25 protein-coding genes are annotated in these 24,940 nt (G+C 64.1%); 9 read left to right on the forward strand and 16 right to left on the reverse strand.

Translation table 11 applies throughout. The features are described from left to right. Positions 1-65 precede the first annotated feature (65 nt). Complete coding sequence (locus KI243_RS31500) at positions 66-677, forward strand: DedA family protein (RefSeq protein WP_017125464.1); 612 nt, start codon at positions 66-68, stop codon at positions 675-677. Here the strand turns inward: KI243_RS31500 and KI243_RS31505 are convergent. Continuing rightward, complete coding sequence (locus tag KI243_RS31505) at positions 655-1,893, reverse strand: sterol desaturase family protein (protein WP_017125465.1); 1,239 nt, start codon at positions 1,891-1,893, stop codon at positions 655-657. The two genes, KI243_RS31500 and KI243_RS31505, sit on opposite strands and share 23 nt — an antisense overlap. A gap of 113 nt (positions 1,894-2,006) precedes the next feature. On the opposite strand from KI243_RS31505, the gene elbB reads away from it, so the two are divergent. Next, positions 2,007-2,669 carry an isoprenoid biosynthesis glyoxalase ElbB gene (gene elbB / locus KI243_RS31510; protein WP_017125466.1) on the forward strand — a complete coding sequence of 221 codons (663 nt, stop codon included), beginning with the start codon at positions 2,007-2,009 and terminating at the stop codon, positions 2,667-2,669. Between the two features lie 15 nt (positions 2,670-2,684). Here elbB and KI243_RS31515 read toward each other — a convergent pair whose 3' ends face one another. From KI243_RS31515 to KI243_RS31530, 4 genes are all read right to left on the reverse strand, one after another. Then, on the reverse strand, positions 2,685-3,146 hold the full coding sequence (locus KI243_RS31515; RefSeq protein ID WP_103033054.1) for a YaiI/YqxD family protein: 462 nt from the start codon (positions 3,144-3,146) through the stop codon (positions 2,685-2,687). 2 nt (positions 3,147-3,148) lie between these two features. Then, positions 3,149-5,044 carry an FTR1 family protein gene (locus tag KI243_RS31520; RefSeq protein WP_017125467.1) on the reverse strand — a complete coding sequence of 632 codons (1,896 nt, stop codon included), beginning with the start codon at positions 5,042-5,044 and terminating at the stop codon, positions 3,149-3,151. A 96-nt stretch (positions 5,045-5,140) separates the two neighbouring features. Further along, positions 5,141-6,031, reverse strand: coding sequence for a LysR family transcriptional regulator (locus KI243_RS31525; RefSeq protein WP_017125468.1), 891 nt, complete (start codon positions 6,029-6,031; stop codon positions 5,141-5,143). Between the two features lie 34 nt (positions 6,032-6,065). Beyond that, complete coding sequence (locus tag KI243_RS31530) at positions 6,066-6,698, reverse strand: cysteine hydrolase family protein (RefSeq protein ID WP_042935151.1); 633 nt, start codon at positions 6,696-6,698, stop codon at positions 6,066-6,068. Positions 6,699-6,926: 228 nt separating this feature from the next. Between KI243_RS31530 and KI243_RS31535 the strand changes: the two genes are divergently transcribed. From KI243_RS31535 to KI243_RS31555, 5 genes are all read left to right on the forward strand, one after another. Then, complete coding sequence (locus tag KI243_RS31535; protein ID WP_212810270.1) at positions 6,927-8,252, forward strand: hypothetical protein; 1,326 nt, start codon at positions 6,927-6,929, stop codon at positions 8,250-8,252. A gap of 359 nt (positions 8,253-8,611) precedes the next feature. Then, positions 8,612-10,006, forward strand: a complete 1,395-nt coding sequence (locus KI243_RS31540; protein WP_042935153.1) for a lipoprotein — start codon at positions 8,612-8,614, stop codon at positions 10,004-10,006. A gap of 16 nt (positions 10,007-10,022) precedes the next feature. Beyond that, positions 10,023-10,397 (forward strand): YcfL family protein, encoded by a 375-nt coding sequence (locus tag KI243_RS31545; RefSeq protein WP_017125472.1) that lies wholly within the window; start codon positions 10,023-10,025, stop codon positions 10,395-10,397. A gap of 42 nt (positions 10,398-10,439) precedes the next feature. Further along, positions 10,440-11,030: a penicillin-binding protein activator LpoB gene (gene lpoB / locus KI243_RS31550; protein ID WP_177058276.1), complete on the forward strand. Its 591-nt coding sequence runs from the start codon at positions 10,440-10,442 to the stop codon at positions 11,028-11,030. A 3-nt stretch (positions 11,031-11,033) separates the two neighbouring features. Beyond that, positions 11,034-11,780 carry a hypothetical protein gene (locus KI243_RS31555; protein ID WP_042935154.1) on the forward strand — a complete coding sequence of 249 codons (747 nt, stop codon included), beginning with the start codon at positions 11,034-11,036 and terminating at the stop codon, positions 11,778-11,780. Between the two features lie 274 nt (positions 11,781-12,054). Here KI243_RS31555 and KI243_RS31560 read toward each other — a convergent pair whose 3' ends face one another. Together KI243_RS31560 and KI243_RS31565 are read right to left on the reverse strand one after the other, a co-directional pair. Beyond that, positions 12,055-12,687 carry a LysE family transporter gene (locus KI243_RS31560; protein ID WP_017125475.1) on the reverse strand — a complete coding sequence of 211 codons (633 nt, stop codon included), beginning with the start codon at positions 12,685-12,687 and terminating at the stop codon, positions 12,055-12,057. A gap of 88 nt (positions 12,688-12,775) precedes the next feature. Then, positions 12,776-14,686: an ATP-binding cassette domain-containing protein gene (locus KI243_RS31565; RefSeq protein ID WP_017125476.1), complete on the reverse strand. Its 1,911-nt coding sequence runs from the start codon at positions 14,684-14,686 to the stop codon at positions 12,776-12,778. A gap of 50 nt (positions 14,687-14,736) precedes the next feature. On the opposite strand from KI243_RS31565, the gene KI243_RS31570 reads away from it, so the two are divergent. After that, positions 14,737-15,201: a TIGR02444 family protein gene (locus KI243_RS31570; protein ID WP_212810271.1), complete on the forward strand. Its 465-nt coding sequence runs from the start codon at positions 14,737-14,739 to the stop codon at positions 15,199-15,201. On the opposite strand, the gene KI243_RS31575 is transcribed toward KI243_RS31570, so the two are convergent. After that, positions 15,198-16,424, reverse strand: coding sequence for an AlgP family protein (locus tag KI243_RS31575; RefSeq protein ID WP_212810272.1), 1,227 nt, complete (start codon positions 16,422-16,424; stop codon positions 15,198-15,200). The two genes, KI243_RS31570 and KI243_RS31575, sit on opposite strands and share 4 nt — an antisense overlap. Positions 16,425-16,756: 332 nt before the next feature. Here KI243_RS31575 and KI243_RS31580 point away from each other — a divergent pair, with 332 nt between their 5' ends. After that, on the forward strand, positions 16,757-17,422 hold the full coding sequence (locus tag KI243_RS31580; protein ID WP_212810273.1) for an FKBP-type peptidyl-prolyl cis-trans isomerase: 666 nt from the start codon (positions 16,757-16,759) through the stop codon (positions 17,420-17,422). Between the two features lie 64 nt (positions 17,423-17,486). Here the strand turns inward: KI243_RS31580 and KI243_RS31585 are convergent, their stop codons facing one another. The 8 genes from KI243_RS31585 to KI243_RS31620 form a co-directional block, all read right to left on the reverse strand. Then, positions 17,487-17,945: an Rsd/AlgQ family anti-sigma factor gene (locus KI243_RS31585; RefSeq protein WP_017125479.1), complete on the reverse strand. Its 459-nt coding sequence runs from the start codon at positions 17,943-17,945 to the stop codon at positions 17,487-17,489. 192 nt (positions 17,946-18,137) lie between these two features. Continuing rightward, positions 18,138-18,650: a disulfide bond formation protein B gene (locus KI243_RS31590; RefSeq protein ID WP_017125480.1), complete on the reverse strand. Its 513-nt coding sequence runs from the start codon at positions 18,648-18,650 to the stop codon at positions 18,138-18,140. A gap of 225 nt (positions 18,651-18,875) precedes the next feature. After that, positions 18,876-20,114: a heme biosynthesis protein HemY gene (locus KI243_RS31595; protein ID WP_212810274.1), complete on the reverse strand. Its 1,239-nt coding sequence runs from the start codon at positions 20,112-20,114 to the stop codon at positions 18,876-18,878. Then, entirely contained in the window at positions 20,111-21,238 is a 1,128-nt protein-coding gene (locus KI243_RS31600) for a uroporphyrinogen-III C-methyltransferase (protein WP_017125482.1), read from the reverse strand. The genes KI243_RS31595 and KI243_RS31600 overlap by 4 nt, the downstream gene beginning before the upstream one ends. A gap of 17 nt (positions 21,239-21,255) precedes the next feature. Next, on the reverse strand, positions 21,256-22,023 hold the full coding sequence (locus KI243_RS31605; protein ID WP_212810275.1) for a uroporphyrinogen-III synthase: 768 nt from the start codon (positions 22,021-22,023) through the stop codon (positions 21,256-21,258). After that, a complete protein-coding gene (gene hemC, locus KI243_RS31610) occupies positions 22,020-22,961 on the reverse strand; it encodes a hydroxymethylbilane synthase (protein ID WP_017125484.1) in 942 nt (313 codons plus the stop codon). Before hemC ends, KI243_RS31605 begins: the two co-directional genes overlap by 4 nt. Before the next feature lie 138 nt (positions 22,962-23,099). Beyond that, positions 23,100-23,846: a LytTR family DNA-binding domain-containing protein gene (locus KI243_RS31615; protein WP_017125485.1), complete on the reverse strand. Its 747-nt coding sequence runs from the start codon at positions 23,844-23,846 to the stop codon at positions 23,100-23,102. Beyond that, positions 23,843-24,925, reverse strand: coding sequence for a sensor histidine kinase (locus KI243_RS31620; RefSeq protein WP_177087188.1), 1,083 nt, complete (start codon positions 24,923-24,925; stop codon positions 23,843-23,845). The genes KI243_RS31615 and KI243_RS31620 overlap by 4 nt, the downstream gene beginning before the upstream one ends. Between the last annotated feature and the right edge of the window lie 15 nt (positions 24,926-24,940).

Consider the following 24,940-nt stretch of genomic DNA (forward strand, 5'->3'; position numbering starts at 1 on the left):
TTGGACACTTTCCTCTCTGTCCTCGAAGGGTTAGGCTGCGCGTTCATTTCGCCAGCATCCAGACAATGCTCCAACAATTTCTGCAGGATTTCGGCTATTTCGCCCTGTTTCTCGGCACGTTTTTCGAAGGCGAGACCATTCTGGTTCTCGCGGGCTTCCTCGCGTTCCGCGGATACATGGACATCAACCTGGTGGTTATCGTGGCTTTCTTCGGCAGCTATGCCGGCGACCAGCTGTGGTATTTCCTGGGGCGCCGGCATGGGCGCAAGTTGCTGGCGCGCAAGCCGCGCTGGCAGATGATGGGCGACCGGGCACTGGAGCATATCCGTCGTCATCCGGATATCTGGGTGCTGAGCTTCCGTTTCGTCTACGGCCTGCGCACGGTGATGCCGGTGGCGATCGGCCTGTCGGGTTATCCACCGGGACGCTACCTGCTGCTCAATGGCATCGGCGCGGCGATCTGGGCCGCGGCCCTGGCCGCCGCCGCCTATCACTTCGGCGCGATCCTCGAAGGTCTGCTGGGCAGCGTGAAGAAATACGAGCTGTGGGTCCTCGGCGGCCTGCTGGTGGTCGGCCTGATCCTCTGGAGCTGGCGCCGCATCAAGAGCGCGCGCCTCGCCCGCAAGGCCGAGGCCGAAGCCTCCCTGGCCGGACCTAAGACCCCGCCAGGCGAATGAGCCGGCTACGGCTCCAGTAAAGGCCGATCACGCTCAGCAGGCTGTAGCTGAGCAGGCCGATCCAGCCCAGCGGGCTGGCCGGCCACAACCCCACCAGCGGTGCCAGCCAGACCAGCGGCACATTCAACAGCAGCCGCGTCACTTCCAGCTTCAACGCCCACGGCCGGTTCTCCAGCGCCGCCCCCAGCACGAACAGCCCCAGCAGCATGGCCCCCCAGCCCAGGACCAGGGCGATTGGCGACAGGCTGGCGGCGAAGTTCATCAGGTAGCTGCCCAGCGCCACGTACACCACGAACTGCAAGGCGATATAGACCTGCTGGCGCGGCTCCAGCGGCACCTCGAACTTGCGGAACTTCGCCAGGTCGTGCTTTGCCAGCGGGTACTTCGCCGCCACATCCGCCGGACGCCAACCGGTGCGCATGAACCAGATCCGCAGCTTGTCGCGGTAGCTTTCGGCATGCCGGGCGTCGGCCGCCAGTTGTGCATAGAACTGCAGGTTGGCCCACAACGGATTCCAGCTGGCCAGCGGCGTGGTCACGCCGAACACCACCGGCTCGGCGTCATCCTCCTCCTGGAAGGTGCCGAACAGGCGGTCCCAGAGAATGAACACGCCGCCGTAGTTGCGATCCATATAGAGAGGGTTCTGTGCGTGGTGCGCGCGGTGATTGGAGGGCGTGACGAAAAACCATTCGTACCAGCCGAGCTTGGGGATGTGCCGGGTATGCACCCAGAACTGATACAGCAGGTTCAACGCCGCCACTGTCACGAAGACCGTCAACGGCACACCGAGGACGGCCAGCGGCAGGTAGAAGATCCAGCTCAGCAGAAAGCCGGTGCTGGTCTGGCGCAGGGCCGTGGACAGGTTGTAGTCCTCGCTCTGGTGATGCACCGAGTGCGCGGCCCAGAGGATATTGCGCTCATGACCCATGCGATGCAGCCAGTAGTAGCAGAAGTCATAGACCACGAAGGCCATGACCCAGACCCAGGGGTTGTCGGCCGCGAGGTCGAACAACGCCAGGTGCTCCAGGGCGACGGCGTAGGTCACCAGGCCGACGCCCTTGGTCAGCAGGCCGGTGGTAGTCGAGAGCACACCGGTGCTGAGGCTGTTGATCGCGTCGGCCACGCGATAATTGCGGGTGCCGCGCCAATAGTCGGCCAGCAGTTCGACAACGATCAGCACGACGAAAAACGGAACCGCAAGGGCAATAAGGTCCATGGCGCCACCCGAAAGGAACGATGGGTCCAAGATTAGGTGTAGTCGGGAAAAATTCCGCTGACAATGAATGCCAGATTGGTAGACATTTAACGCCAGGCATCGGGAGATCGAACATGACCAAGAAAATCGCGGTAATCCTTTCCGGCTGCGGCGTGTACGACGGCGCCGAGATCCAGGAAAGCGTGCTCACGCTGTTGCGCCTGGACCAGCGCGGCGCGAAGGTACAGTGCTTTGCGCCGAATATTGCCCAGTTGCATGTGATCAACCACCTGACCGGGGAAGAAATGCCCGAGTCGCGCAATGTCCTGGTGGAGTCGGCACGCATCGCCCGGGGCGAGGTCAAGGACCTGCGCGAAGCCGACGTCCGGGAATTCGACGCGCTGATCGTACCCGGCGGCTTCGGCGCGGCGAAGAACCTCTCCAACTTTGCCCTGGAAGGGGCCAATTGCAGCGTACAGGCCGAAGTCCTGGCTTTGGCCGAAGCCTTTGCCGAAGCCGGCAAGCCGGTGGGGCTGATCTGCATCACCCCGGCCCTGGCAGCGAAGATCTACGGTCCGGGCGTGACCTGCACCATCGGCAACGACGCCGATACCGCCGCCGCGCTGGACAAGATGGGCGCCACCCACAAGGAATGCGCGGTGGGCGATATAGTCGAGGACAAGGCACGCAAGCTGGTGACGACCCCGGCCTATATGCTCGCGCAGTCCATCGGCGAGGCGGCGTCCGGGATCAACAAGCTGGTGGATCGGGTGCTGGAACTGACCCAGCAGGCCTGATCGCACCCCTGTGGATCAAGCTCGGGAAGCGCGGGAAAGCCGGGTGAGGATGCGGTCGAAGGCATTGGCGAAAGCCTGCTTCTCCCGCTCGCCGTAGGGCGGCTGACCGCCGCCCATCTGCCCCTGCTCGCGCAGGTCGGTGAACAGGTTGCGCACCGCCAGCCGCTCGCCCATGTTGTTCGGGTCGAACTCCTTGCCCCGCGGATCGAGTGCCGCCACGCCCTTTTTCACCAGGCGGTCGGCCAGCGGCACGTCGCTGCAGATCACCAGTTCCCCCGGCACCGCATGCTCCACCAGGTAATCATCGGCGGCGTCCGGTCCGCTGGGCACGACGATCAACCTGACGCAGGCGAAGGCCGGCTTGACCTGCGGCTGGCCCGCCACCAGCACCACGTCGAAGTGGCGCTTGAGGGCGAACTTCACCACCAGGTCCCTGGCCGCCTTGGGACAGGCATCGGCATCGATCCACACGCGCATGCTCAGGAAGCCTGCAACCGACGCTTCTCGGCCAGCTTGCTGCGGCTGTAGAGCACGATGATCGCCAGCAAGGCGACAGCCTGGGCGCCCAGCGAGTAGGCGTCGGCATGGATTCCCAGCCAGTCGAAGTCGAAGAACGCCACCGGCCGCGTGCCAAAGATCCCGGCTTCCTGCAACGCCTTGACGCCATGGCCGGCAAACACCACCGACAGCGCGCACAGCAACCCGGCATTGATACCGAAGAACAGTGCCAGCGGCAGTTTCGCCGAGCCGCGCAGGATCACCCAGGCCAGGCCGATCAGTAGCACCAGCGCCGTCGCACCGCCCGCCAGCACCGCGTTGTGCCCGGCAGGACCGGCCTGCAGCCAGAGGGTTTCATAGAACAGGATCACTTCGAACAGCTCGCGATACACCGAGAAGAACGCCAGGATCGCGAAACCGAAACGGCCGCCACCGCTGACCAGGCTGCTCTTGATGTAGTCCTGCCAGGCCGCGGCATGACGGCGATCGTGCATCCACACGCCGAGCCAGAGCACCATCACGCTGGCGAACAGCGCCGTGCAACCTTCCAGCAACTCGCGCTGGGCGCCGCTGACATCGATCACATAGGCCGCCAGTGCCCAGGTCCCGAGCCCCGCCAGCAAGGCCAGGCCCCAGCCGATATTGACGCTGCGCACGGCCGATTGCTGGCCGGTGTTGCGCAGGAAGGCGAGGATCGCCGCCAGCACCAGAATCGCTTCCAGGCCCTCGCGCAGCAGGATCAGCAGGCCCGAGATAAAGCTCAGGGACTGGCTCAGGCCGTCGTTGCCGAGCAACCCGGCGGATTCCTTGAGCTTGCCCTTGGCGAACGCCAGGCGCTGCTCGGCCTGCTCGACCGGCAGGCCGTCCTGCAGGGATTGCCGATAGGCCATCAGGGACTTCTCGGTGTCCTTGCGCACGGTGGCGTCGACGTTGTCCAGGGAGCTTTCGACCAGTTCGAAGCCTTCCAGGTAGGCGGCCACGGACAGGTCGTAGGCCTGCTCATGGTCGCCGGCACGGTAGGCCGCCAGGCTCTTGTCCAGGGTCGCGCCGGTGTAGTCGAGCAACTGCGCCGGGCCGCGCTTGACCTGCGGCGGCTGGGCACGCTGGGCGCGGAACAGCGCGGCGGCCTCGTTGCCTTCGGCGGCCTGCACTTCGGCAGGGGTCTGGCGGGCCAGGTCGGCCAGGTTGTAGGCCTTGTCGCTCTTTGCCACCGGCGCGGCGCTGAAGCCGGCGATATAGGTGGCCAGGTCCCAGCGCTGACGTTCATCGAGCTGGTCGGCGAACGACGGCATGTCCGTGCCTTCGACACCCAGGGTCAGGGTGTTGTAGATGCCATACAGGCTCAGCCGATCCAGGCGCGCGGCATCCCGCAGGTTGGCCGGTGGCGGTGTCAGGCCGACACCCGCCGGACCGTCGCCGGCACCCGTGTCGCCATGGCAGACCGAACACTGCTGGGCGTAGAGCGGTGCACCACGGCTCGGGTCCGGGGTGATGGCCGGAGCCTGGCTGACCTCATAGGTCACCGCCAGTCGTGCCCCCAGTTGCCGGGCCTGGCGCGCGACCAGCGTGCCGTCCTGGCGCTGGCTGATGGCCGTGCGCAGATCGACCACGCCCTGCTCCAGCTCCGCCCGCTCGGCACGGGCCGGCAGCGCGACCACCAGCTTCTGCAGGGCCGTCAGGAACTCCAGCTGTTCGTGGTATTCGGTTTCGTCGATGACCTTGCCATCCGCCACCGTGGCCGGATAGTCCGCGCCGATGTAGTCGATCAGGTGCAGGGCCTGGGGGGCGCCTTCCACCGTGTTCGCCAGCAGGCTGGAGCTGCATAGGGCGAACATCGGCAGCATCAGCCAGGCCAGGAAACGCGTGGGAACAATCATTGAAACAACCTAAATGGAAATGCGAAGTAACACATTGTTCCCTCTCACTGCGCTTCACTCAAGCGCCGTGCATCCCGAAGGTGCAAATAGTGCTCTTCAATGGCCGACCGCCAGTCCCCGGTAATGCTCGCTCATGTGGTCGACAAACGCCCGCACCTGGGGCGCCAGGTGCCGCCCATGGGGATAGAGTGCGTAATAGTGTCGCTGCCCCAGGCTGTAGTTCGGCAGCAGCCGGACCAACTGGCCGCTCAGCAACGCCTCATGCACGGTCACCCGGGTGAACGCGGCGATGCCGACGCCGGCCAGGGCCGCCGCGTGCAGCGCGCTGATCGAGTCCGCCTTGAATTGACCCTGGGGGCGTATCCGCACGGGCGCGCCCCGGGGCGGTGCCAGCTCCCAGTCCGCACCCCCGCTGAAGGCCAGCAAGCGATGCCCCGCCAGTTCCTCGGCACGACGCGGCAAGCCGTGGCGGGCGACATAGGCCGGCGAGGCCACCAGCACCAGTTCCGAGACGATCAGCAGCCGCGCCACCAGCGACGAATCGGCCAACGGCGTACTGATCCGCAAGGCCACGTCCATGCCCTCGGCCACCAGGTCGATGAAACGATCGTCGCAGGACAGGTCGACCTGGATCTCGGGGTAGCGCTGCTGGAAGGCCGGCAACCAGCTCGCCAGCTCCAGCGTGCCGATCACCACCGGCGCGCTGATGCGCAACGGGCCGGCAGGCCGCTCGGAGGCCAGCGCCTGCCCGGCGGCATCGACACGGTCGAGGATATCGACGCAGGCAGCGTAGTACTGTTCGCCGGCAGGCGTCAGGCTGAAGCGGCGGGTGTTGCGGTTGATCAAGCGCGCGCTCAACGCCTGTTCGAGCTGCTGCAGTTGCCGGGAAATCGTCGAATGCGTGGTGTCCAGGCGCTCGGCAGCGGCGCTGAAACCCGCGGATTCAACGATGCAGCGAAAAGCTCGCATGGCCAGCAATTGATTCATGACCGGGTTCATCCCGCCAGTGATGGGTCGACACTCAGTGCAGCGACAGGCGCATGATCTGCGCGGTGGTCAGCACGTCGCCAAAGGTGTCTTCGATCTCGGCCAGGGCGGCACGATGCAGACTGTCCTTGTCGACGCCCTCACCGTTGTAGCGGGTGATCGCGCGGGTTGCCGTCGCGTCCGATGCTACCACGACCTGGTAACCCAGCGGTGCCGCGTCCCGGGCCGCTCCGGCGACACAGGCATGGGTCATCAGCCCGCTGATGATCAGGGTCCTGATCCCGTCCCGCTTCAGCCGGGCATCGAGGTCCGTGCTGGCGAAGACGCTGACGGTGGTTTTCTCCAGGACCTTGTCCTGCTGGCGTGGCCGCATGTCCGGATGGAATTTCCAGCCCTCGCTGCCCCGGGCAAATACCGGCGAACCCGCTGGCGCGACATGCTGGATATGGTAGACAGGGATCTTCGCCCGGTCGGCGAAGGCGATCAGTTCGCGGGTCTTTTCCAGCGCTCCCGGGCCATCCGGGATCGGCATGCGACCGGTGAAGTACTCGTTCTGGAAATCGATCACCAGCAGCGCTGTACTGGCCGGCTCCAGTCGCTCCAGGGGCTTGGCACCGAACATCGCCCGGATGGTCGGTGGCGGGTTTTCGCCGGCCACGGCCTGCATCGGCAGGCTCAATGAAAGACTCAGGCCGGCACACAGCGCGGCAAAAAGCTGTGGCAGGGATTTCGAAGGGAACGCAAACATGGTGGAACTCCTGCAAGGAAGGAAGTAAAACATCTCGCAGAAAGTCTATGGACGCGCCCCGGGTACAACTACGCCGCTTCTGCGACATGTCCTGTGCAGGAAATGCACAACCGAACCACTTCCGGACGCCAGGGAAGCCATACGCAAATGGGTTTGCGCCTCTTCACTTTCTTGTGCCTCTTCTGTCTGCTGGGCAGTTGCGCGGCCTATCGCGACTACAACGACGAACTGCGGATAACCAACGAGCAACTGGCCGCCGGCAATGTCGACGAGGCCTTGTACCTGCTCGAACGTCATAACCCCTGGGACGCCAAGGACCTGCTGTATTACCTGGAGAAAGGCGAATTGCTGCGGGCCAGGGGCGACCTGCTCGCCAGCCAGGGGGCCTGGCGGACCGCGGATCGCGCGGTGTTCCAGCGCGAGGACGCGACGGACTTCGACTACGGCAAGCTCCTGGCCGAACTGGGCACGATGTCGATCAACGACAAGATCCGCCGCTACGACGGCTATGACTATGAAAAGGTCATGCTGACCACCCAGATGGCCCTCAACCTCCTGGCCCTGCGCGACTTCGACGGTGCCCGGGTCGATATCAAGAAAACCCATGAGCGCGAAGCGCAGATCGCACAATTGCGCGACAAGGAATACCTGCGGCTGGAGACGCAGGCCCGTGAGCAGGGCATCAGCCTGCGCTACAAGGATTTGCAGGGCTATCCGGTGGCGATCCTCGATGCGCCCGAAGTTCTGGCGCTGAAAAACGGCTACCAGAGCGCGTTCAGTCACTACCTGGCCGGCTTTGTCTACGAGGCGTTGGGCGAGCGCGACCTCGCCGCCCCGGGTTATCGGCAGGCCATCGAGTTGCGCCCGAACACGCCCTTTCTCGAACAGGCCCTGTCAAACCTCGGCAAGCCCCCTGAGTCGGCCCGTGGCAGCGATGTACTGATCATTGTCCAGAGCGGACTGGCACCGGCCCGCAGCTCGGTGCGCCTGCCCTTCCCGGTGCAGATGCAGGACGGCCAGACCATCACCTCGATCGTATCCTTTCCCATACTGCTGCCGGACACCTCGACGCCCAGGCCCGGCTCGATCAGCGTCGATGGGCGTAAACAGCCCCTGACCCAGCTCAACAGCATTACCGACATGTCCCTGCGCACCCTGCGGGATGATATGCCGGGAATCATTCAACGCACCCGCTGGCGCGCCACCCTCAACGCGCAGACACAGGCGCTGGACAACAAGAAACATCCGGAGAAAGCGAAATACATCGTCGAAGCGCCTTTCGAGCAAGCCGACACCCGAACCTGGCGCACCCTGCCGGACAATACCTACGTCGTACGCCTGCGACTCAAGCCCGGCCAACACCGGTTGAGCCTGCCCCTCGCATCGGCAAGCGCGCCGGTGACCTTCACCATCGACCAGCCATTCCAGGTCATCAGCCTGCGCGTCATCGGAAATCGGATATTTCCTCGATAGTGTCAGCCACTTCCCACACAACCTGCTTCCCCCTGCACGTCGACACCGCGCATCGCCCCACTTAACGTGGTGCAGCGACAACAAAACCGGGTTTCGGCTTCGTACCGAAAGCCACGAAAGGGCATGTGCAACACAGGGAACGGATCCACGGCACAAGCCGAACCGCATCACAAACCGGAACAAAAAAGCCATTACATCGCCAGCACTCACGCCTATAATGCCGCGCCGATGTTATGGCTATAAGAAATTAAAGCGCCTCTTTTTATGAGGAATTGACAGGTAAGCAACCTGACCTGCCAATGGGTCCCTTTCAGCCTGACCCGCATTCCCGGCTGCTCTTTATCAGGGAAGATATCGTCATGACATCCTGCACTCGCCTTTTGATTGCCCTGGGCACCATTGCCTTGCTGTCCGGCTGCTCGGTATTTCGCAACTACGACAGCGAGCTGGCACAGACCAGCCAGCAACTGGCCTCGGGCAATGTCGACGCGGCACTGGCCCTGCTGGACAAGAACAACGGCAGCGAAGACCGCGATCTGCTCTATTACTTCGAGAAAGGCGAGCTGCTGCGGGCCAAGGGCGACCTGCCCGGCAGCCAGCAGGCCTGGGGTCATGCCGACCAGGTGGTCGGCCACTGGGAAGATGACGTCAAGCTGGACACCGCCAAGTACGTCGCCCAGTTCGGCAGCTTCCTGGTCAACGACAAGGTGCGCAAGTACGAGGGCTACGACTACGAGAAGGTCATGCTGACCACGCAGATGGCGCTGAACTTCCTCGCCGTCAACGACTTCGAGAGCGCCCGCACCGCCATCAAGAAGACCCACGAACGTGAAGCGGTGATCGCCGACCTGCGCGACAAGCAGTACCTCAAGAGCGAGGAAGAAGCCGACCAGCAGGGGATCAAGACCCAGTACAAGGATCTCCAGGGTTATCCGGTGGCCAGCCTCGACGCCCCGGAAGTGGTCGGCCTGAAAAACAGCTACCAGAGCGCGTTCAGTCATTACCTGGCCGGCTATGTCTACGAAGCCCTCGGCGAGAAGGACCTGGCCGCGCCGGGCTATCGCCAGGCGGCCGAGTTGCGTCCCAACACGCCGCTGCTGGAACAGGCCCTGGTCAACCTCGACAAGCCCGCCAAGGACGACGACAGCGATATCCTGATCGTCGTGCAGAGCGGCCTGGCGCCGGCCCGCGACTCGATCCGCATTCCGCTTCCATTGCCGATCGACAACGGCATCGTTATCACCCCGCTGTCGTTCCCGATCATCAAGCCCGACACCTCGACCCCGGGCTTCGCCCAGATCGGCGTCGACGGCCAGCCCGTCAACCTGACCGCGCTCAACAGCACCACCGCCATGTCCCGGCGCGCCCTGCGCGACGACATGCCGGGCATCATCCTGCGTACCAGCGTACGGGCCATCAGCCGCGGCATCGCCCAGAAGAACCTGAACAAGGTCAACCCGATGGCCGGCCTGGCCGTGGGCATCACCTCGGCCGTCCTCGAAGGCGCCGATACCCGGACCTGGCGCACCCTGCCGGACACCACCCAGGTGGTGCGCCTGCGCCTGAAGAAAGGCGAGCACCAAGTGTCGCTGCCAAGCGCCGTCGGCGGCTCGCTGGTCAAGGTCACCATCGACCGCCGCTACCAGGTCATCAGCCTGCGCGCCGTCGGTAACCAGGTATTCACCAGCGGCCTGGCGGCCCGGCTGATCCCGAGCGCCAACCCGACGGCCGTGGCCAGCATCAAACAACCTTGAGAACGGAGTCTTGCGCATGCACTTCAAACTGACCGCTGTCGTTGCCCTGGCCTTGCTGGCCGGCTGTGCCACCCCACCGCCGCCCCCGGCGCCGGGGAGTGCCGCGAGCAAGATCGTTGCCCTGGGTGAAATGGAAGATATCCAGGTCGGCGCCATTCGCGTCGCCCGGGAAAACGGCTTCCTCACCGTCAAGGTGCAACTGAGCAACACCCGCACCAAGAACAAGATGATGTACTACCGCTTTGCCTGGCTGGGCAATGACGGCTTCCCGGTCGCCGACGAGGAAACCTGGAAGACCCTGGGCCTGTATGGCGCCCAGAGCACCTTCCTGCCAGGCATCGCCCCGACACCGAAGGCCACCGACTTCCGCCTGGAAGTCAAAACCCCTTGATGCGCCGTCGCCCCCTTGCGCCCCTTTGAAGAGAACCTCTCCATGTTTGCACGCTTTTCACTCCTCGCCGTTGTCGCCCTGCTGGCCAGCGGTTGCGCCCAGAACACCTCGCCGGTCCTGGGTGGGAAGAACATCAGCTACGGTGACACCAAGGCCGTCGAGCTGGTCACCAACGAGTTCGGCTCCACCGACCTGCAGATGATCGCCGAGTCCATGACCCGTTCCCTGGCCCAGTCCGGCATCCTGCAGGGCCGTCCGGTGGTGCAGGTGTATGACGTGAAGAACAAGACCAGCGAATACATCGACACCCGCGAGATCACCACCTCGATCAAGACCCAGTTGATGAAGTCTGGCACCGCCCGCTTCGCCAGCGACAACACCGAGATGCAGAGCCAGGTCGACCAGCTGAAGCTGCAGAACCAGAGTGGCCTGTACAAGAAGAGTACCGTCAGCAAGACTGGCAACATGATCGCCGCCAAGTACCGCCTGGAAGGCTCGATCAGCTCGATCGTCAAGCGCAGCAGCGACTACAAGGACGTCTTCTACAAGTTCAGCCTGCAACTGATCGACGTCGAAAGCGGCCTGGCCGAATGGATGGACGAGAAAGAGATTCGCAAAACCACGGAGCGTTGAATGATGCGAGCATGGATTGGCATTATCGGCCTGGCCTGCGCCTTTGGCGTGCAGGCCGCGCCGAAGGTCGCGGTGGCGGACCTGGCGTATCAGGCGCAAGTGGAGCAGTACATCCGCAGCGTCTCGGCGCGCAACAACTACCAGCAGAGCTACTACGGCGCCTCGGGCTCGTCGAGTTATGACGAATACGAGAGCCGCAGCAGCTATATCGAGCAAGGCGAGTTGCGCAAGTTCACCGGCGACATCAAGGGCGAGATCCTGCGTACCGGCATGTTCCAGCTGATCCAGGGCACGCCCTACACCGCCAGCTCCAAGGGCGATGTCTACGACGTGATCAAGCGGATCAAGGGCGGCAGCTTCAAGGGTGCCGACTATGTGCTGTTCGGCACCGTCTCGGACATCGACTTCACCCAGGATGTGAATGAACTGGCCAACACCAACAGTTACTCCGCGGTACTGGGGCTGACACTGGTGGGCGATTTCAGCCTGATCAACACCCGGACCTACGAGATCACCTCGGCGTTCACCGCCATGGGCGAAGGCCAGGACACCAAGCTGGTCAACAGCCGGGATATCCGCGTTTCGCTGAATCGTCCGCGGGTGGTGCGTGATGTATCCAAGTCCCTGGGCGAGGATGTCGCGCGACAGTTGAGCATGCAACTGGGCGGCCCGGATATGTCCCCGGATGCGCGCCAGCCACTGCAACGCAACAACCTGCCACCGGATGAGCCGGCGCGGGTCCTGCAATAATCCGGGACCGCGTGATCGCTCATCGCCAGCAAGCCGGCTCCCACAAAGCCCGCGTCGAGCACACTTGCACGGCACGACGCTGATCCCGAGGGAGCCGGCATCGAGCACGCTTCCCGGCTACGGCACAGATCCTGTGGGAGCCCGCGTCGAGCACACTTGTGCAACACGACTCAGATCCTGTGGGAGCCCGCGTCGAGCACACTTGTGCAACACGACTCAGATCCTGTGGGAGCCGGCTTGCCGGCGATAGCGTCCGCTCAGGCAACAAAGAGCCTCAGGTGGTCGCCTTGTGCAGCGTTGCCAGAAATCCGGCCGCACCGACGAACAACCCGGCAAAGGTCCGGTTCATCCGGCGTTGCTGCCTGGGGGTGCGCAGCAGACGCAAGACCTTGGCTGCCAGGCCGGTGTAGCCGGCCATGACGATCATGTCGACGCCGATCATGGTCACGCCGAGGATCAGGTACTGGTGCACCAGCGGCGCATGGGGATCGATGAACTGCGGCAGCACCGCGAGCATGAACACCAGTGCCTTGGGGTTGCTGACGTTGACCAGGAAACCGCGGAACATCAGGGTCAGCGGCTTGCCGACCGGACGGATCGTCGCTTCCTCGGTCATGTCGCTGGGCAGCGCGCGCCACTGTTTGACCGCCAGGTACACCAGATACACCACGCCGAACCACTTGATGGCGTAGAAGGCCGTCGCCGAAGCGGTCAGGACGGCACCGACACCGGCAGCGATCACTGCGATCTGTGCCGCCAGGCCCAGTTGCAGACCGAGGGCATTCCAGTAACCGCGCAGGAAACCATACTGCAGGCCGCTGGACATCGAAGCGATCGCGCCAGCGCCAGGAGACAGGCTGATTACCCAGCATGCCGCAAAAAATGCCAGCCACGTCTCAATCAGCATCACGCACCTCGGATAAGAGTTTCAACAAACCTCTAAGCTAATCCGCGGGCGTGAAATTGACCATCGTTTTTTGTCGGACAACTATCGGTCAGGACAGCGCTTCCAACTCCGCCTGCATGCTTTCCAGCACCTCCAGGGCTTCCATCCAGGCTTCTTCGAGTTCCGCCTCGCGGACCTTGAGCCTGGCCTGGTCGGCCAGCAGGTCACGCAGCTCGTCCTTGCGGTCAGCTTCGTAGACCGCGCTGTCGCCGAGGCTCGCCTCGATCTTCGCCAGCCGCTCGTGCAGCTTGCCCAGCTCGGCTTCGAGCTTGTCGGCCTCGCGCTTGTGCGGGGCCAGTTGCTGACGCAACGCAGCCGCGGCCTGGCGCTGGGCCTTCTTGTCGGTCTTGTCCGCATTCACCGGCGTGTTGCTGACCGGAGCGTTGCGCTGGCGATACTCGACCAGCCAGCGGGCATAGTCTTCCAGGTCGCCGTCGAACTCCTCGACCTTGCCGTCAGCCACCAGGTAGAAATTGTCGGTGGTGCTCTTGAGCAGATGACGGTCGTGGGAGACCACCAGCACCGCACCGCTGAACTCCTGCAAGGCCATGGTCAGCGCCAGGCGCATTTCCAGGTCCAGGTGGTTGGTCGGTTCGTCGAGCAGCAACAGGTTCGGCCGTTCCCAGGCAATCAGGGCCAGCGCCAGGCGGGCTTTTTCACCGCCGGAGAAATTCAGCACCGGCTCGTCGATGCGCGCGCCACGGAAGTCGAAACCCCCGAGGAAGTCGCGCAGGGTCTGCTCGCGCTCGGTCGGTGCCAGGCGTTGCAGGTGCAGCAGCGGGCTGGCCTTGGCGTCCAGCGAGTCGAGCTGGTGCTGGGCGAAGTAGCCGACCACGGTGTTTTCACCGCGGGTCATGCGTCCCGCCAGCGGCGACAGCTCGCCGGCGAGGTTCTTGATCAGCGTCGACTTGCCTGCGCCATTGGGGCCGAGCAAGCCGATCCGCGCGCCCGGGGTCAGTTGCAGCTTGACCTTCTCCAGGATGGTTTTCTCGCCATAACCCAGGCGGGCATCGGACAGGTCCAGCAACGGGCTGGAGATCTTGTGCGACTCGCGGAAGGTGAAGTCGAACGGCGAGTCGACGTGGGCCGCCGACAGCTCTTCCATCCGTTCCAGGGCCTTGATCCGGCTCTGCGCCTGACGGGCCTTGGTGGCCTGGGCCTTGAAGCGGGCGATATAGCTTTCCATGTGCGCACGTTGCGCCTGCTGCTTCTCGTAGGCCTGTTGCTGCTGAGCCAGGCGCTCCGCACGGGCGCGCTCGAACGCGCTGTAGCCACCGCGATAGAGGGTGATCTTGCGCTGGTCGACATGGGCCACGTGATCGACCACTTCGTCGAGGAAGTCGCGGTCGTGGGAGATCAGCAGCAAGGTGCCGGGGTAGCTCTTGAGCCACTCTTCCAGCCAGATGATCGCATCGAGGTCGAGGTGGTTGGTCGGTTCGTCGAGCAGCAACAGGTCCGACGGACACATCAGTGCCTGCGCCAGGTTCAGGCGCATCCGCCAGCCGCCGGAGAAATCGCCAACCGGGCGGTCCATCTGCTCATTGGTGAAGCCCAGCCCGGCCAGAAGCTTGCGGGCCCGGGCGTCGGCGGTGTAGCCGTCGGCGCTGTCGAGCTCCGCGTGCAGGCGCGCCTGGGCAGCGCCATCGTGGGCCACCTCGGCCGCCGCCAGGTCGTGCTGCACCTGGCGCAGGCGTATGTCGCCATCGAGCACATAGTCGACCGCCAGGCGGTCGAGGGTATCGACCTCCTGGCGCATGTGGGCGATACGCCAATCGGCCGGCAGGAAGCAGTCACCCGAGTCCGGGTGCAGCTCACCCCGCAACAGGGCGAACAGGCTGGATTTGCCGGCGCCGTTGGCACCGATGAGGCCGGCTTTATGGCCGGCGTGCAGGGTCAGCTCGGCGTCTTCTAGCAGACGTTGCGGGCCACGCTGTAAAGTCAGGTTCTGAAGTCGAATCATAATGGCGGCGGAGTCTACCAGCTTCCCTCGCAACTGGCGCGGATCGAACCATGCATGCTGACCTGTGGACGTTTTCTCTCGAGACTTATGCCAAGCCCGGCGTGGAAGAAGCCTGCCTGGCCCTGCAGGCGCAGGGGGCGGATGTCTGCCTGATGCTCTGCGCGGCGTGGCTGGGGGTACGCGGCGTCAGCTGCGAGGCCGGGCGATTGGCGCAATTGCGCCTGGTCGCACAACCCTGGCAGGCGCAGGTGGTGCAGCCACTCAGGCAATTGCGCGGGCAATGGCGGGCCATGGCGTTGCAGGACAGCGAGCTGAAGGTACTGCGCGATCAGGTGAAGGCACTTGAACTGGAGGCGGAACGCCAATTGCTGTTGCGCCTGGAAGGGTTGTGCCGGGACTGGCCACAGGGAATGGCCGACGACCTGATGGCGTGGCTGGACGGCAGCACCGCACAAGCGGCCCACCTGAGCCGCGACGCGCTGCAACAGCTGCGCGTCGCGGTGAGCCAGGCTTAGGAAGCGCTGGTTGGGGTGCTGCTGGCGACCGGAGCCGGCGCTGGAGCAGTAACGGCCGGAGCCGGTGCAGCGGCTGCAGTCGGCGCCGGTGCTGCTGGAGCAGGTGCCGGAGTTGCAGGCTTGGCAGCTGCTGGCTTGGCTACGGCTGGTTTGGCAGCAGGTTTCGCCGCGGGCTTGGCAGCAGCCGGTTTGGCAGCAGCGGGTTTCGCCGCTGGCTTGGCGGCAGCCGGTTTGGCAACAGCAGGTTTTGCAGCCGGCTTGGCGGCAGCCGGTTTGGCAACAGCAGGTTTTGCAGCTGGCTTGGCGGCAGCGGTTTTAGCAGCCGCTGGTTTTGCAGCTGGCTTGGCGGCAGCCGGTTTGGCAGCGGCTGGTTTCGCCGCTGGCTTGGCGGCAGCGGTTTTAGCAGCCGCTGGTTTTGCAGCTGGCTTGGCGGCAGCCGGTTTGGCAGCGGCTGGTTTCGCCGCTGGCTTGGCAGCAGCGGGTTTGGCAGCGGCTGGTTTCGCGGCCGGCTTGGCGGCAGCGGTTTTAGCAGCAGGTTTCGCAGCCGGCTTGGCGGCGGCAGGTTTGGCAGCGGCTGGTTTCGCGGCTGGCTTGGCGGCAGCAGGTTTTGCAGCCGGTTTGGCGGCGGCGGGTTTAGCAGCGGCTGGTTTCGCGGCCGGCTTGGCGGCAGCGGTTTTAGCCGCAGGTTTTGCAGCCGGCTTGGCAGCAGCGGGTTTGGCAGCGGCTGGTTTCGCGGCTGGCTTGGCAGCAGCAGTTTTAGCAGCGGCAGGTTTTGCAGCCGGCTTGGCAGCGGCAACCTTGGCCGGAGCGGCAGGCTTGGCGGCGCGGGTGGACAGGGCCTTGGTCACGGCCTCTTTCACACGGCCAACACCTTGCGCCAGTTTCAGGCTCTCTTGCGCATCGCGCTTGAGTTGCAGGATGTAGGTACGGGTTTCGGACTGGCTGGCTTTCAGCTTGTCGAGCAGCTCTTCCAGTTCCCCCACTGCGCTCTTGGCCTTGGCTTGTGCCTTGGCTTTTCCGGCAGTAGCGGCTTCCTGCAATTTGGTGCGGGACTTGTGCAGTTTTTCCTGTGCTTTACCGCGTTGCTTTTCCAGTTTGGCGAGCAGTTTTTCAGCATCAGCCAAGGCTTGGGAACAAGCGTTTTCCAAATGCTCGAGCAGGCTGCCCGACAACTGTTGGAGTAAGTGCAACGGAGTATTTACAGGCTTCTTGGTGGCCGACATGGTTTACCTCCTGGCTGACGTGAGTGCGGCTCATACTAGCCCTCTGTGACTACCGCCGCTAGGGCATGTTGACAGTATCGAATGGCTGGCGTTGCATGCTGCAAAAAATGTTCTTCGGGATCATCGGACGAACACAGAAATCGCCGATAAAATTCCCCTCGCACAGGCGATATTTCGTCGTGTTTTTCCGGACCGCGTCCCCACTCTTTTTCGCGTTCCACCACCCGCTTCGAGCACACCGCAATCGGCGGTTTTTCAGGGCGCCGCGAGTTCTCCAACAACCGTCGCGCAGCACTGGCATAATCCTTCGGATCTCAGGTCGGAGAGTCCCCATGTCGCGTTATCTACTGCTGTCGTTGTGTCTTGTCTTGCCACTGGCCCATGCCGCGCCAGAAGAAAAAACCGACGATGCCCATGACCTCGCCTACAGCCTCGGCGCCAGTCTCGGCGAACGCTTGCGCCAGGAAGTTCCGGACCTGCAACTCAAGGCACTGGTCGAAGGTTTGCAGCAGGCTTACCAGGGCAAGCCGCTGGCCCTGAAGGACGAACGCATCGAGCAGGTCCTGGCCGCTCACGAAGCCCGGGCCGCCGAGGAAGCGGCAAAACCGCAAAGCGAGATTGCCCTCGAAGCCGAGAAGAAATTCCTCGCCGAGGAAAAAGCCAAACCGGGTGTCCGAGAACTGTCCGACGGCATCCTGGTGACCGAACTGACACCGGGCACCGGTGCAAAAGTGGCTGCCAATGGGCGGGTACAAGTGCGGTATGTGGGACACCTGCCCAATGGCACGGTGTTCGACCAGAACAGCCAACCGCAATGGTTTCGCCTGGACAGCGTGATCGATGGCTGGCGCAGTGCGCTGCCGCAGATGCCGGTGGGGGCGAAGTGGCGTCTGGTGCTGCCTTCGGCACAAGCCTATGGCGCGGATGGCGCGGGTGACCTGATCGCCCCGTATACGCCGCTGGTGTTCGATATCGAGTTGCTGGGCGTCGCCAGCTGAGCCTGCCCCACAAACGAAAAACGGCGCGCCATGCGCACCGTTTTCAGTGGAGAATCGCTACACCTCAGGCCTGGGCGACCGCCTCTTCCTTGTGTGCGGTGTGCAGCACTTCGATCAGGCAGTCCTCGAGTTCGAAGCGTTCATGCAGCAGGCCACCGAGCTCCTTGAATTTCTCCGCCACGCATTTGCCGGCGTCGCACAGATCGTTGAAGGCCAGCAGTTTTTCGGTGATCACATCGATACGGGGATAGATCGTCTCGGCCAGTTCCAGCCCGCGCTTGTCGCCGAACGCCTTGGCCTCGCCGGTCAGCTGTTCGTAGATTTCGAAGTGACCGGCCGACACGTAGTCCACCAGGACCCCGCAGAACTCCTGCAGCGGCTGGCGATTGTCCGCCAGGGCTCCGGGCTCGGCACCGAGAGCATCATAAGCCCGTACCAGTTCGTGACGCGCCTGCAACCAGCGGTCGATCAGCAGATGCACTCCACCCCAGCGTTCCTGAGCATTCTGACAACTTTCGAGCATGGTGATCTCTTCCCTTCTGGGTCATGCCGCCCGACACCTCGTACACGCCGAGGATCCTGACTTGGCCAAACAGAACAACCTATTTGCGATAACACGTGCGGGCCAGATTATGCCCGCACGACACCTGCTTCAAGGTACGCAGGAGATAAAGTTCATACAAGTGTTTAATCCGGAGGGCGACTACCGGTTGCTTCACGCACGGCGTTCAGCGCCGGTGGCCGGGCCAACTATCTGATAGATCGCCAGAATACTCATGCCGACAAAGGCCAGCAGGCTCCACTCGGGCAGACTCAGGTCGAACAGGGTCCAGTGGATCTGCGCGCACTCGGCGGTCGCCCGGAACATCAGGACCAACGCCTTGAAAGGCGAGACCTGTTGCATCAGGCAATGCAGGCCGGGCTGGCAGATCATCAGTTCCTCTATCGGCACCCGCTGCAGCAGGACCTGCCGGGCCGCGGTCGCCGCCCCCGCCAGGACGAACAGCAACCCCAGCGCACCATAGACCCAACGACCGATGCGCGCCGGCCCGTGCAAGGCGCCCACCAGGCTGACCAGGCAGAAGCCGCCGAGGAACAGGCGCTGCATCACGCACAGCGAGCACGGCTCCAGCCCGACTCCATACTCCAGGTACAACGATGCCCCCATGACCAGGGCCGCTGCCAGAAAAGCCAGGGAGAACAGAGAACGTGAGCGGGCCAAGAACATGGCTTTTCCGTAACAGGAGAGACAGGCAGTTACGGTAGAGGAAAGGCCTTGGCCCTTTCAAGGCGGGCCGCAGCAGATAATTCCTCAAGCCTGTAGGGAATTACCGACAGACATCCTATGAAACCATTAAGTAGCGAGTAGGATTTCGGTATCAGAGCATTACAGGGAAATAGGCCGGGGGCCTGAGACGGGTCGCCCATCGCGGACCACCCGCCCCGATCTCGCCTAGGCGCTCACCGGTACCGGCAGCGGCAACGCGAGCAAGCGTTCGTCCAGCAGGCCAAGACCTTCCTGGAACAGCTGGTTGCTGCGCTCGGTATCCCCCAACTGGGCCAGCAACCTGGCCAGTTCGGCACAGGCTTCCGGGTTGCGCTGTACCCGCAGGCTCCCTTCCAGATAATCGCGAGCCTTGCCCCACAGGCTGTTCTGCAGGCACAGGCGCCCCAGTGTCAGCAACAGGCTGGCATCCGCCGGATGGTCCTTGAGCCAGCCCTCGGCGGTCTGCAGCTGGCGAGCCGGATCGCGCCCGCGCAGCAGCCCGTAGAGGCGCGCCAGATGGCTGTCGTACTGACGCTTGAGCGCCGCGCGCAAGACCTCCTCGGCCTGCACCTCGGCCCCCAGCCGGCGCAGTTGCTCGGCATAAGCCAGCACCAGTTGCGGCTCCTGCCGCTGGGCCGCGGACAATTGCTGCCAGGCCCGCTCCAGCGACTGCAGGCCGGCCTCGCCATCCTCTTCACGACGCGCCGCCAGACCGAGGTTTTCGCCCCACGCGCGCCGCTCCAGTTCGGCCAGCTCGCTTTGCGGCAACGCCTTGTCCTTGCGCAGTTCCGGCAGCAGCCGGACCACCGCCGACCAGTCGCCCCGCTGCTGATGCAGGCGCTGCAACTGGCGCAGCACCTGGACACTGTGGGGATGGAGCTCGTGCATGGCCTGCAGCGTACCCAAAGCACCCTCGGTATCGCCACGGTCCACTTGCAACTGCGCGTGACTCAGCGCAATCGCCAGCTCGGCCTGCGGCTGGCGCGTCAGGGCGCGCTCCAGCAGGCTGTCGCACTCTTCATATTTACCCTGCTCATTGGCCGCACGCGCCGCGCCGAGGTAATAAAGCAGCGGCTGGCGCTCAGCCTCGGCAGCCCGATGCAGGTGTTTCTGGGCACTGGCCCAGCGACCTTCGGCGAGATCCATCTGGCCTTGTTCGATGGCCAGCTGGATCCGCCGGCTACGGTTGCGCCGGGACCAGGGGTTGGCCGCCGAACTCGACGCCGTGACCAGGCCGACGAGGAACCTGAGCAGTCGATAGGCCAGCCACAGCACCAGCAGCACGGCCAGGAATGCCCACAGGCTGGATTCGTAACGGAAGCTGTCATAGGCGATCAGGACGTAGCCGGCATGCCTGGAAATCGCGAAGCCCAGCAGACCTAGCGCGACGATGACCAGCAGTGCAATCGCGATAAACCGTTTCATGGACTGGTCTCCTGCGCCGGGTTGGCACTACCGCTCACCGGCGTATCGGCTTCCACGTGGCGCCGCTCGAGATAGGCCTGGACGGCACCGAGGGTCGCAGCCAGGTCCGGGGTCAGCACCGTCACCGGTTTCCTGCTCAGTTCGCTGAGCTGCTCGACCATGACCTTGCTCTGCGGGTTGTCCGGATTGAAGCTGCCGGTCAACACATCGCGAGCTTCCGTCAGCGCCTGGGTGTAAACCCCCGCCTGGCCGTTCAGGGCCGCCCATTGCGCCTGCTCCAGCGCCAGGCTCAAGGCCAGGCGGACCTGGGTCAGGCTCTGCCCGGCGAGCAACGGCCGGATGTTCTTGTTGGCATTGAAGTCGATACGGATATAACGCGAGATCTCGTCCCACCACTGCGCCCAGCGACTGGCGCCGTCGCCATCGGAGGTCAGGCCCAGCAGGGAGTCGCCGCGGTCCTTGTACTCCGGTGCCAGTTCGTTGAGCTGCGCGACCTGGTCACGCAAGGCGCCCAGTTGCAGGAACAGTCCGGTGCGATCCGGCTGCTCGGTACTGCGCAGCGCCGCCAGGCTCTTGGCCAATTGTTCGCGGGCGGCAAAGGAGCCCGGGTCGTTCTGTTCACGCAGGATATCGTCGGCACCCTGCACCAGGGCCAGGGCACTGGTGATGTCCTGCAACGCCGACAGGCGCAGCGTGGCCAGGCGCAACAGGTGCTCGGCCTCGGCCAGACGCCAGTCCTTGCGGCTGGCGCCCAGCACGCTTTCCAGACGCTGGCCCAGGCGCTGCTGATCGCCCTGCAACTGCGCCACCAGGCGCCGGCGGTCCTCCAGTTCGGCGGCACCCGGCAGTTGGTCCAGGCGCGCGGCCAACTGCTGTTCGCTCAGCTTGAGCGACTGCGCCTGGTTGCCCAGTTCCTGCAGTTGCCCGCCCTGCTGCTGGTGATTGGCCTGCAGGTTGCGCACCTGCCAGACACCCCAGCCGCCCGCGGCCACACCGGCGGCACCCAGCAGCAACGCCAGGATCGCCAGACCATTGCCACGGCGCTCGACAGGCGCCACCGGCGGTTTGACCGGCGCCTCGGGCACCGGTTGAGCTTCTTCTTTTGGCAAGGCTGTTTCGCTCACGTATCCATCCTTTGCATTCAGAAAGCGGGTACGGGGAACTCCCGTAGCGCCGCCAGCAAAGCCGTGGCGTTGGCACCACGACAATCCACAACATGTTGAGCCCCGGCGGCACGAGCCATCTGCGCCACCCGGGTGCTTGGAACAAACAACGGCAACCGGGCCACTTCCGGCCAGGCCGCGCCCGCCAACTGCCGCAGGTGTTCAAAACCCTGCCCACTGCTGACCACCAGCCCGTTCAGGCGTTCCGCGCGAATCTGCCCGATCAGGGTGCCCTCGGCATACGCCGGCAGGCAGCGACGATAGAGTTCCAGATAGTCGACACTAGCACCTTGGCCGCGTAAACGCTCAGCCAGGAGCTCGCGCCCGCCCTCTCCGCGCAGGATCAGCACGCGGGGATCGGGCTGTGCCAGGGCTTCCTGCAAGGCCGGCAGGTCGAGCAAGGCCTCGCTGTCATCGCCATCGGCCGGATAGTCCACCCGCAGGCCGTAGTCGTCCAGCAAGCGCGCCGTCGCGGCACCGACGGTGAACCAGGGCAGCAGCGGCGGCTGCGGCCAGTACTGGTCCACCAGCTCCAGTCCCAGGCGCGCGGCCGGCTTGCTGACGACAATCGCCGCCGAATAGAAAGGCAGGTTGAGAATCTTCGTCAGCCCGGCACCATCGACCACCAGCGGCTCGATTTCCAGCAGCGGCAAGGCACTGCTGAAGATCCCGGCCTCGGCCAGTACCGCCGACAGCGCGGCCGACTCATCCGTCGGCCGCGTGAGCAGCAGACGCCAGCCGGTCATTCCTCGCCGGCCTCGCCATAGACGGCCTTGAGAATGACGTCCGCGCCCTGCCCCAGCAGATCCTCGGCCACCCGCACGCCCAGCGCCCGGGCATCCGCTTGCGGAGCGCGCGCTTCGGCGCTCAGCAGCAGGCCGCCGCTGGGCTGGCCGACCAGGCCACGCAGCCAGACCTGCTCGCCTTCGAGCACGGCGTAACAGGCGATCGGCACCTGGCAGCCACCGTTGAGGTGCTTGTTCAGGGCCCGCTCGGCGGTGACCCGTACGGCGGTGTCGGCGTGATGCAGGGGGGCGAGCAGTGCATGGATCTCGCTGTCGGCGCTGCGACATTCGATACCGACCGCGCCCTGGCCACCGGCCGGCAGGCTGTCCTCGACGCTGATGGCCGAGGTGATACGGTCTTCGAAACCGAGGCGGATCAGCCCCGCAGCCGCCAGGATGATCGCGTCGTACTCGCCGGCATCGAGCTTGGCCAGGCGAGTGTTGACGTTGCCGCGCAGGAAGCGGATCTGCAGGTCGGGACGGCGGGTCAGCAGTTGCGCCTGGCGGCGCAGGCTCGACGTGCCGACCACCGCACCCGGCGGCAACGCATCCAGGCTGGCATGGGTATTGGAGACGAAGGCATCGCGGGGATCTTCACGCTCGCAGATGCAGAACAGGCCGAGCCCCTCGGGGAAATCCATCGGCACGTCCTTCATCGAGTGCACGGCGATATCCGCCTCGTGCTCGAGCAGTGCGGTTTCCAGCTCCTTGACGAACAAACCCTTGCCGCCGATCTTCGACAGCGGCGAGTCGAGCAGCTTGTCGCCGCGACTGACCATAGGTACCAGGGTCACCTTCAACCCCGGGTGAGCCTGTTCCAGGCGGGCCTTGACGTATTCGGCCTGCCAAAGGGCCAGCGCGCTCTTACGGGTGGCGATGCGGATTTCGCGAGAAGACATGGATCGATCCGTACTGAATAGATACGGCAGATAATAACAGTTCAGCCCGGCCAGCTTTGACTTGTATCAGAAAGTCCGCAGCCTCCCTGGCCTGGAACAGCGGACGGACAAACCTCGGGGCCTGTGACAAGCCCCGGATCAGAGCTGCTGCATCATCTTGCGCACACCGGCGACATGGCGCCGGCTGACGATCAGCGCATCGCCGTTGAGGCCCTTGAGGAACAACTGGAAGTGCCCCAGGGGCGTGCGCTGCAGGCGTTCGATGCGTTCGCGGGCCACCAGCGCATTGCGGTGGATACGCACGAAGCGGTCGCCGAACTCGTCTTCCAGGGCCTTCAGCGGCTCGTCGAGCAGGACTTCGCCGCCTTCGTGGCGCAAGGTCACGTACTTGTGATCCGCGATGAAATAGATCACCTGGTCGAGGGGAATCAGTTCGATCCCCTTGCGGGTCCGCGCACTGATATGGGTACGCGGTCCGGCGCCGGTTTCCGCGGCCGGGCGGGTCAGCGCGGCCAGTTGCACGCGGTTGGGCCGCTCGGCCTTCTTCAGGGCCTCGAGCAGATGCTCGGAACGCACCGGCTTGACCAGATAACCCACGGCGCTGACCTGGAACGCCTCCAGGGCAAACTCGTCATGGGCGGTGCAGAACACCACCGCCGGCGGCGTTTCGCGCTCGCACAGGCGCGCGGCCACCTGCAGGCCATCCAGGCCCGGCATGCGGATATCGAGCAAGACGACATCCGGCTTGAGGCTGTCGATCAGGGCCAATGCCTCTTCGCCATTGGTGGCGCTGGGCTCCAGGACACTGTAACCCTCGAGTTCGCCAACCAAACGGCTCAGGCGCTCGCGGGCCAGGGGTTCGTCATCAACGATCAGGACATTCATATTGCGCTGGATTCCTGCGTGAGTCTCGCACAAGGATAGCGTAGACAGGTGAAGTGACGTCCGTCACGGCGATCCACGCTAAGACTAGCGCGAGGCCCAAAAAGTGCCGTAAGTCGGGCACCAATGTTCACCAGCGCCAGTTGAGTACCGCTCGACACCTGCTGCTGGGCAGCATCGTCGTAGGGATTGCTGATACACAATATGAACTCTCCCTCTTTATAGTCGGCTTCGACTCTGACCACCCCGCCTTCGACCCGCGGCGCGATTCCATAGATCAGAGCGTTTTCCAGCAATGGTTGCAAGGTTAGTTGCGGGATCGGCAAATCGTCCGGAATTGTCCCCACCCTCCAGTCCAACTGTAGACGGTTGCCAAGCCGATAGTGTTCGATCGACAAATATCGTTGCGCTAATTCCAGCTCGTCGCGCCACGACACCAGGTTCCCCGGCTTGGCGAGACTGGCCCGGAACAGGTCCGACAGATCCAGCACCGCCTGCTCGGCCTGCCTCGGGTCGGTCGCCACCAGGCTGGCAATGCTGTTCAGGCTGTTGAACAGGAAGTGCGGCCTGATCCTCGCCTGCAACGCCTCGAGCCGCGCCTGCAACTCCGCCTGCTGCTGGCGCCGCCACTGACTCTGCAGGTAAAAGTAGCGCAACATCAGCGCCGACATGATGAGACTGATCAAGCCATGGCGTAGATAACGGCCGAAACTGCCGGCGTCGACCTGCCGCTCGACAAGGGAAAGGTACTCGGTCAGGGCGGTGCAGATCAGCGTCAGGCCGACCACCAGGGCACAGCACAAGGCACCCGCCACCCCGGGACGCAGGCGCGCCAGCCAGGACCGGGCGCCACACAGCACCGCCGCCGAGAGCAGCACGATCCACTGCACGTACAGCGAGGTCAGCGCCAGGCGCACCCAGTCGAAACCGGCGGGCATCGGCTCGGACAGCACCAGCACCATCACCAGCAACTCGGCCAATATCACCAGCACCAGCAGCGCTTCTGGCAGGCAGAGCTCCGGCAGGAAGAATTCCGGTGTCGCCGGCGCATCACGCGCCACCTTCGTTCGTGAGATTGGCATACGGGGCGTATTCCC

The sequence above is a fragment of the Pseudomonas sp. Ost2 genome (assembly GCF_018326065.1).
GTDB lineage: Bacteria > Pseudomonadota > Gammaproteobacteria > Pseudomonadales > Pseudomonadaceae > Aquipseudomonas > Aquipseudomonas gingeri.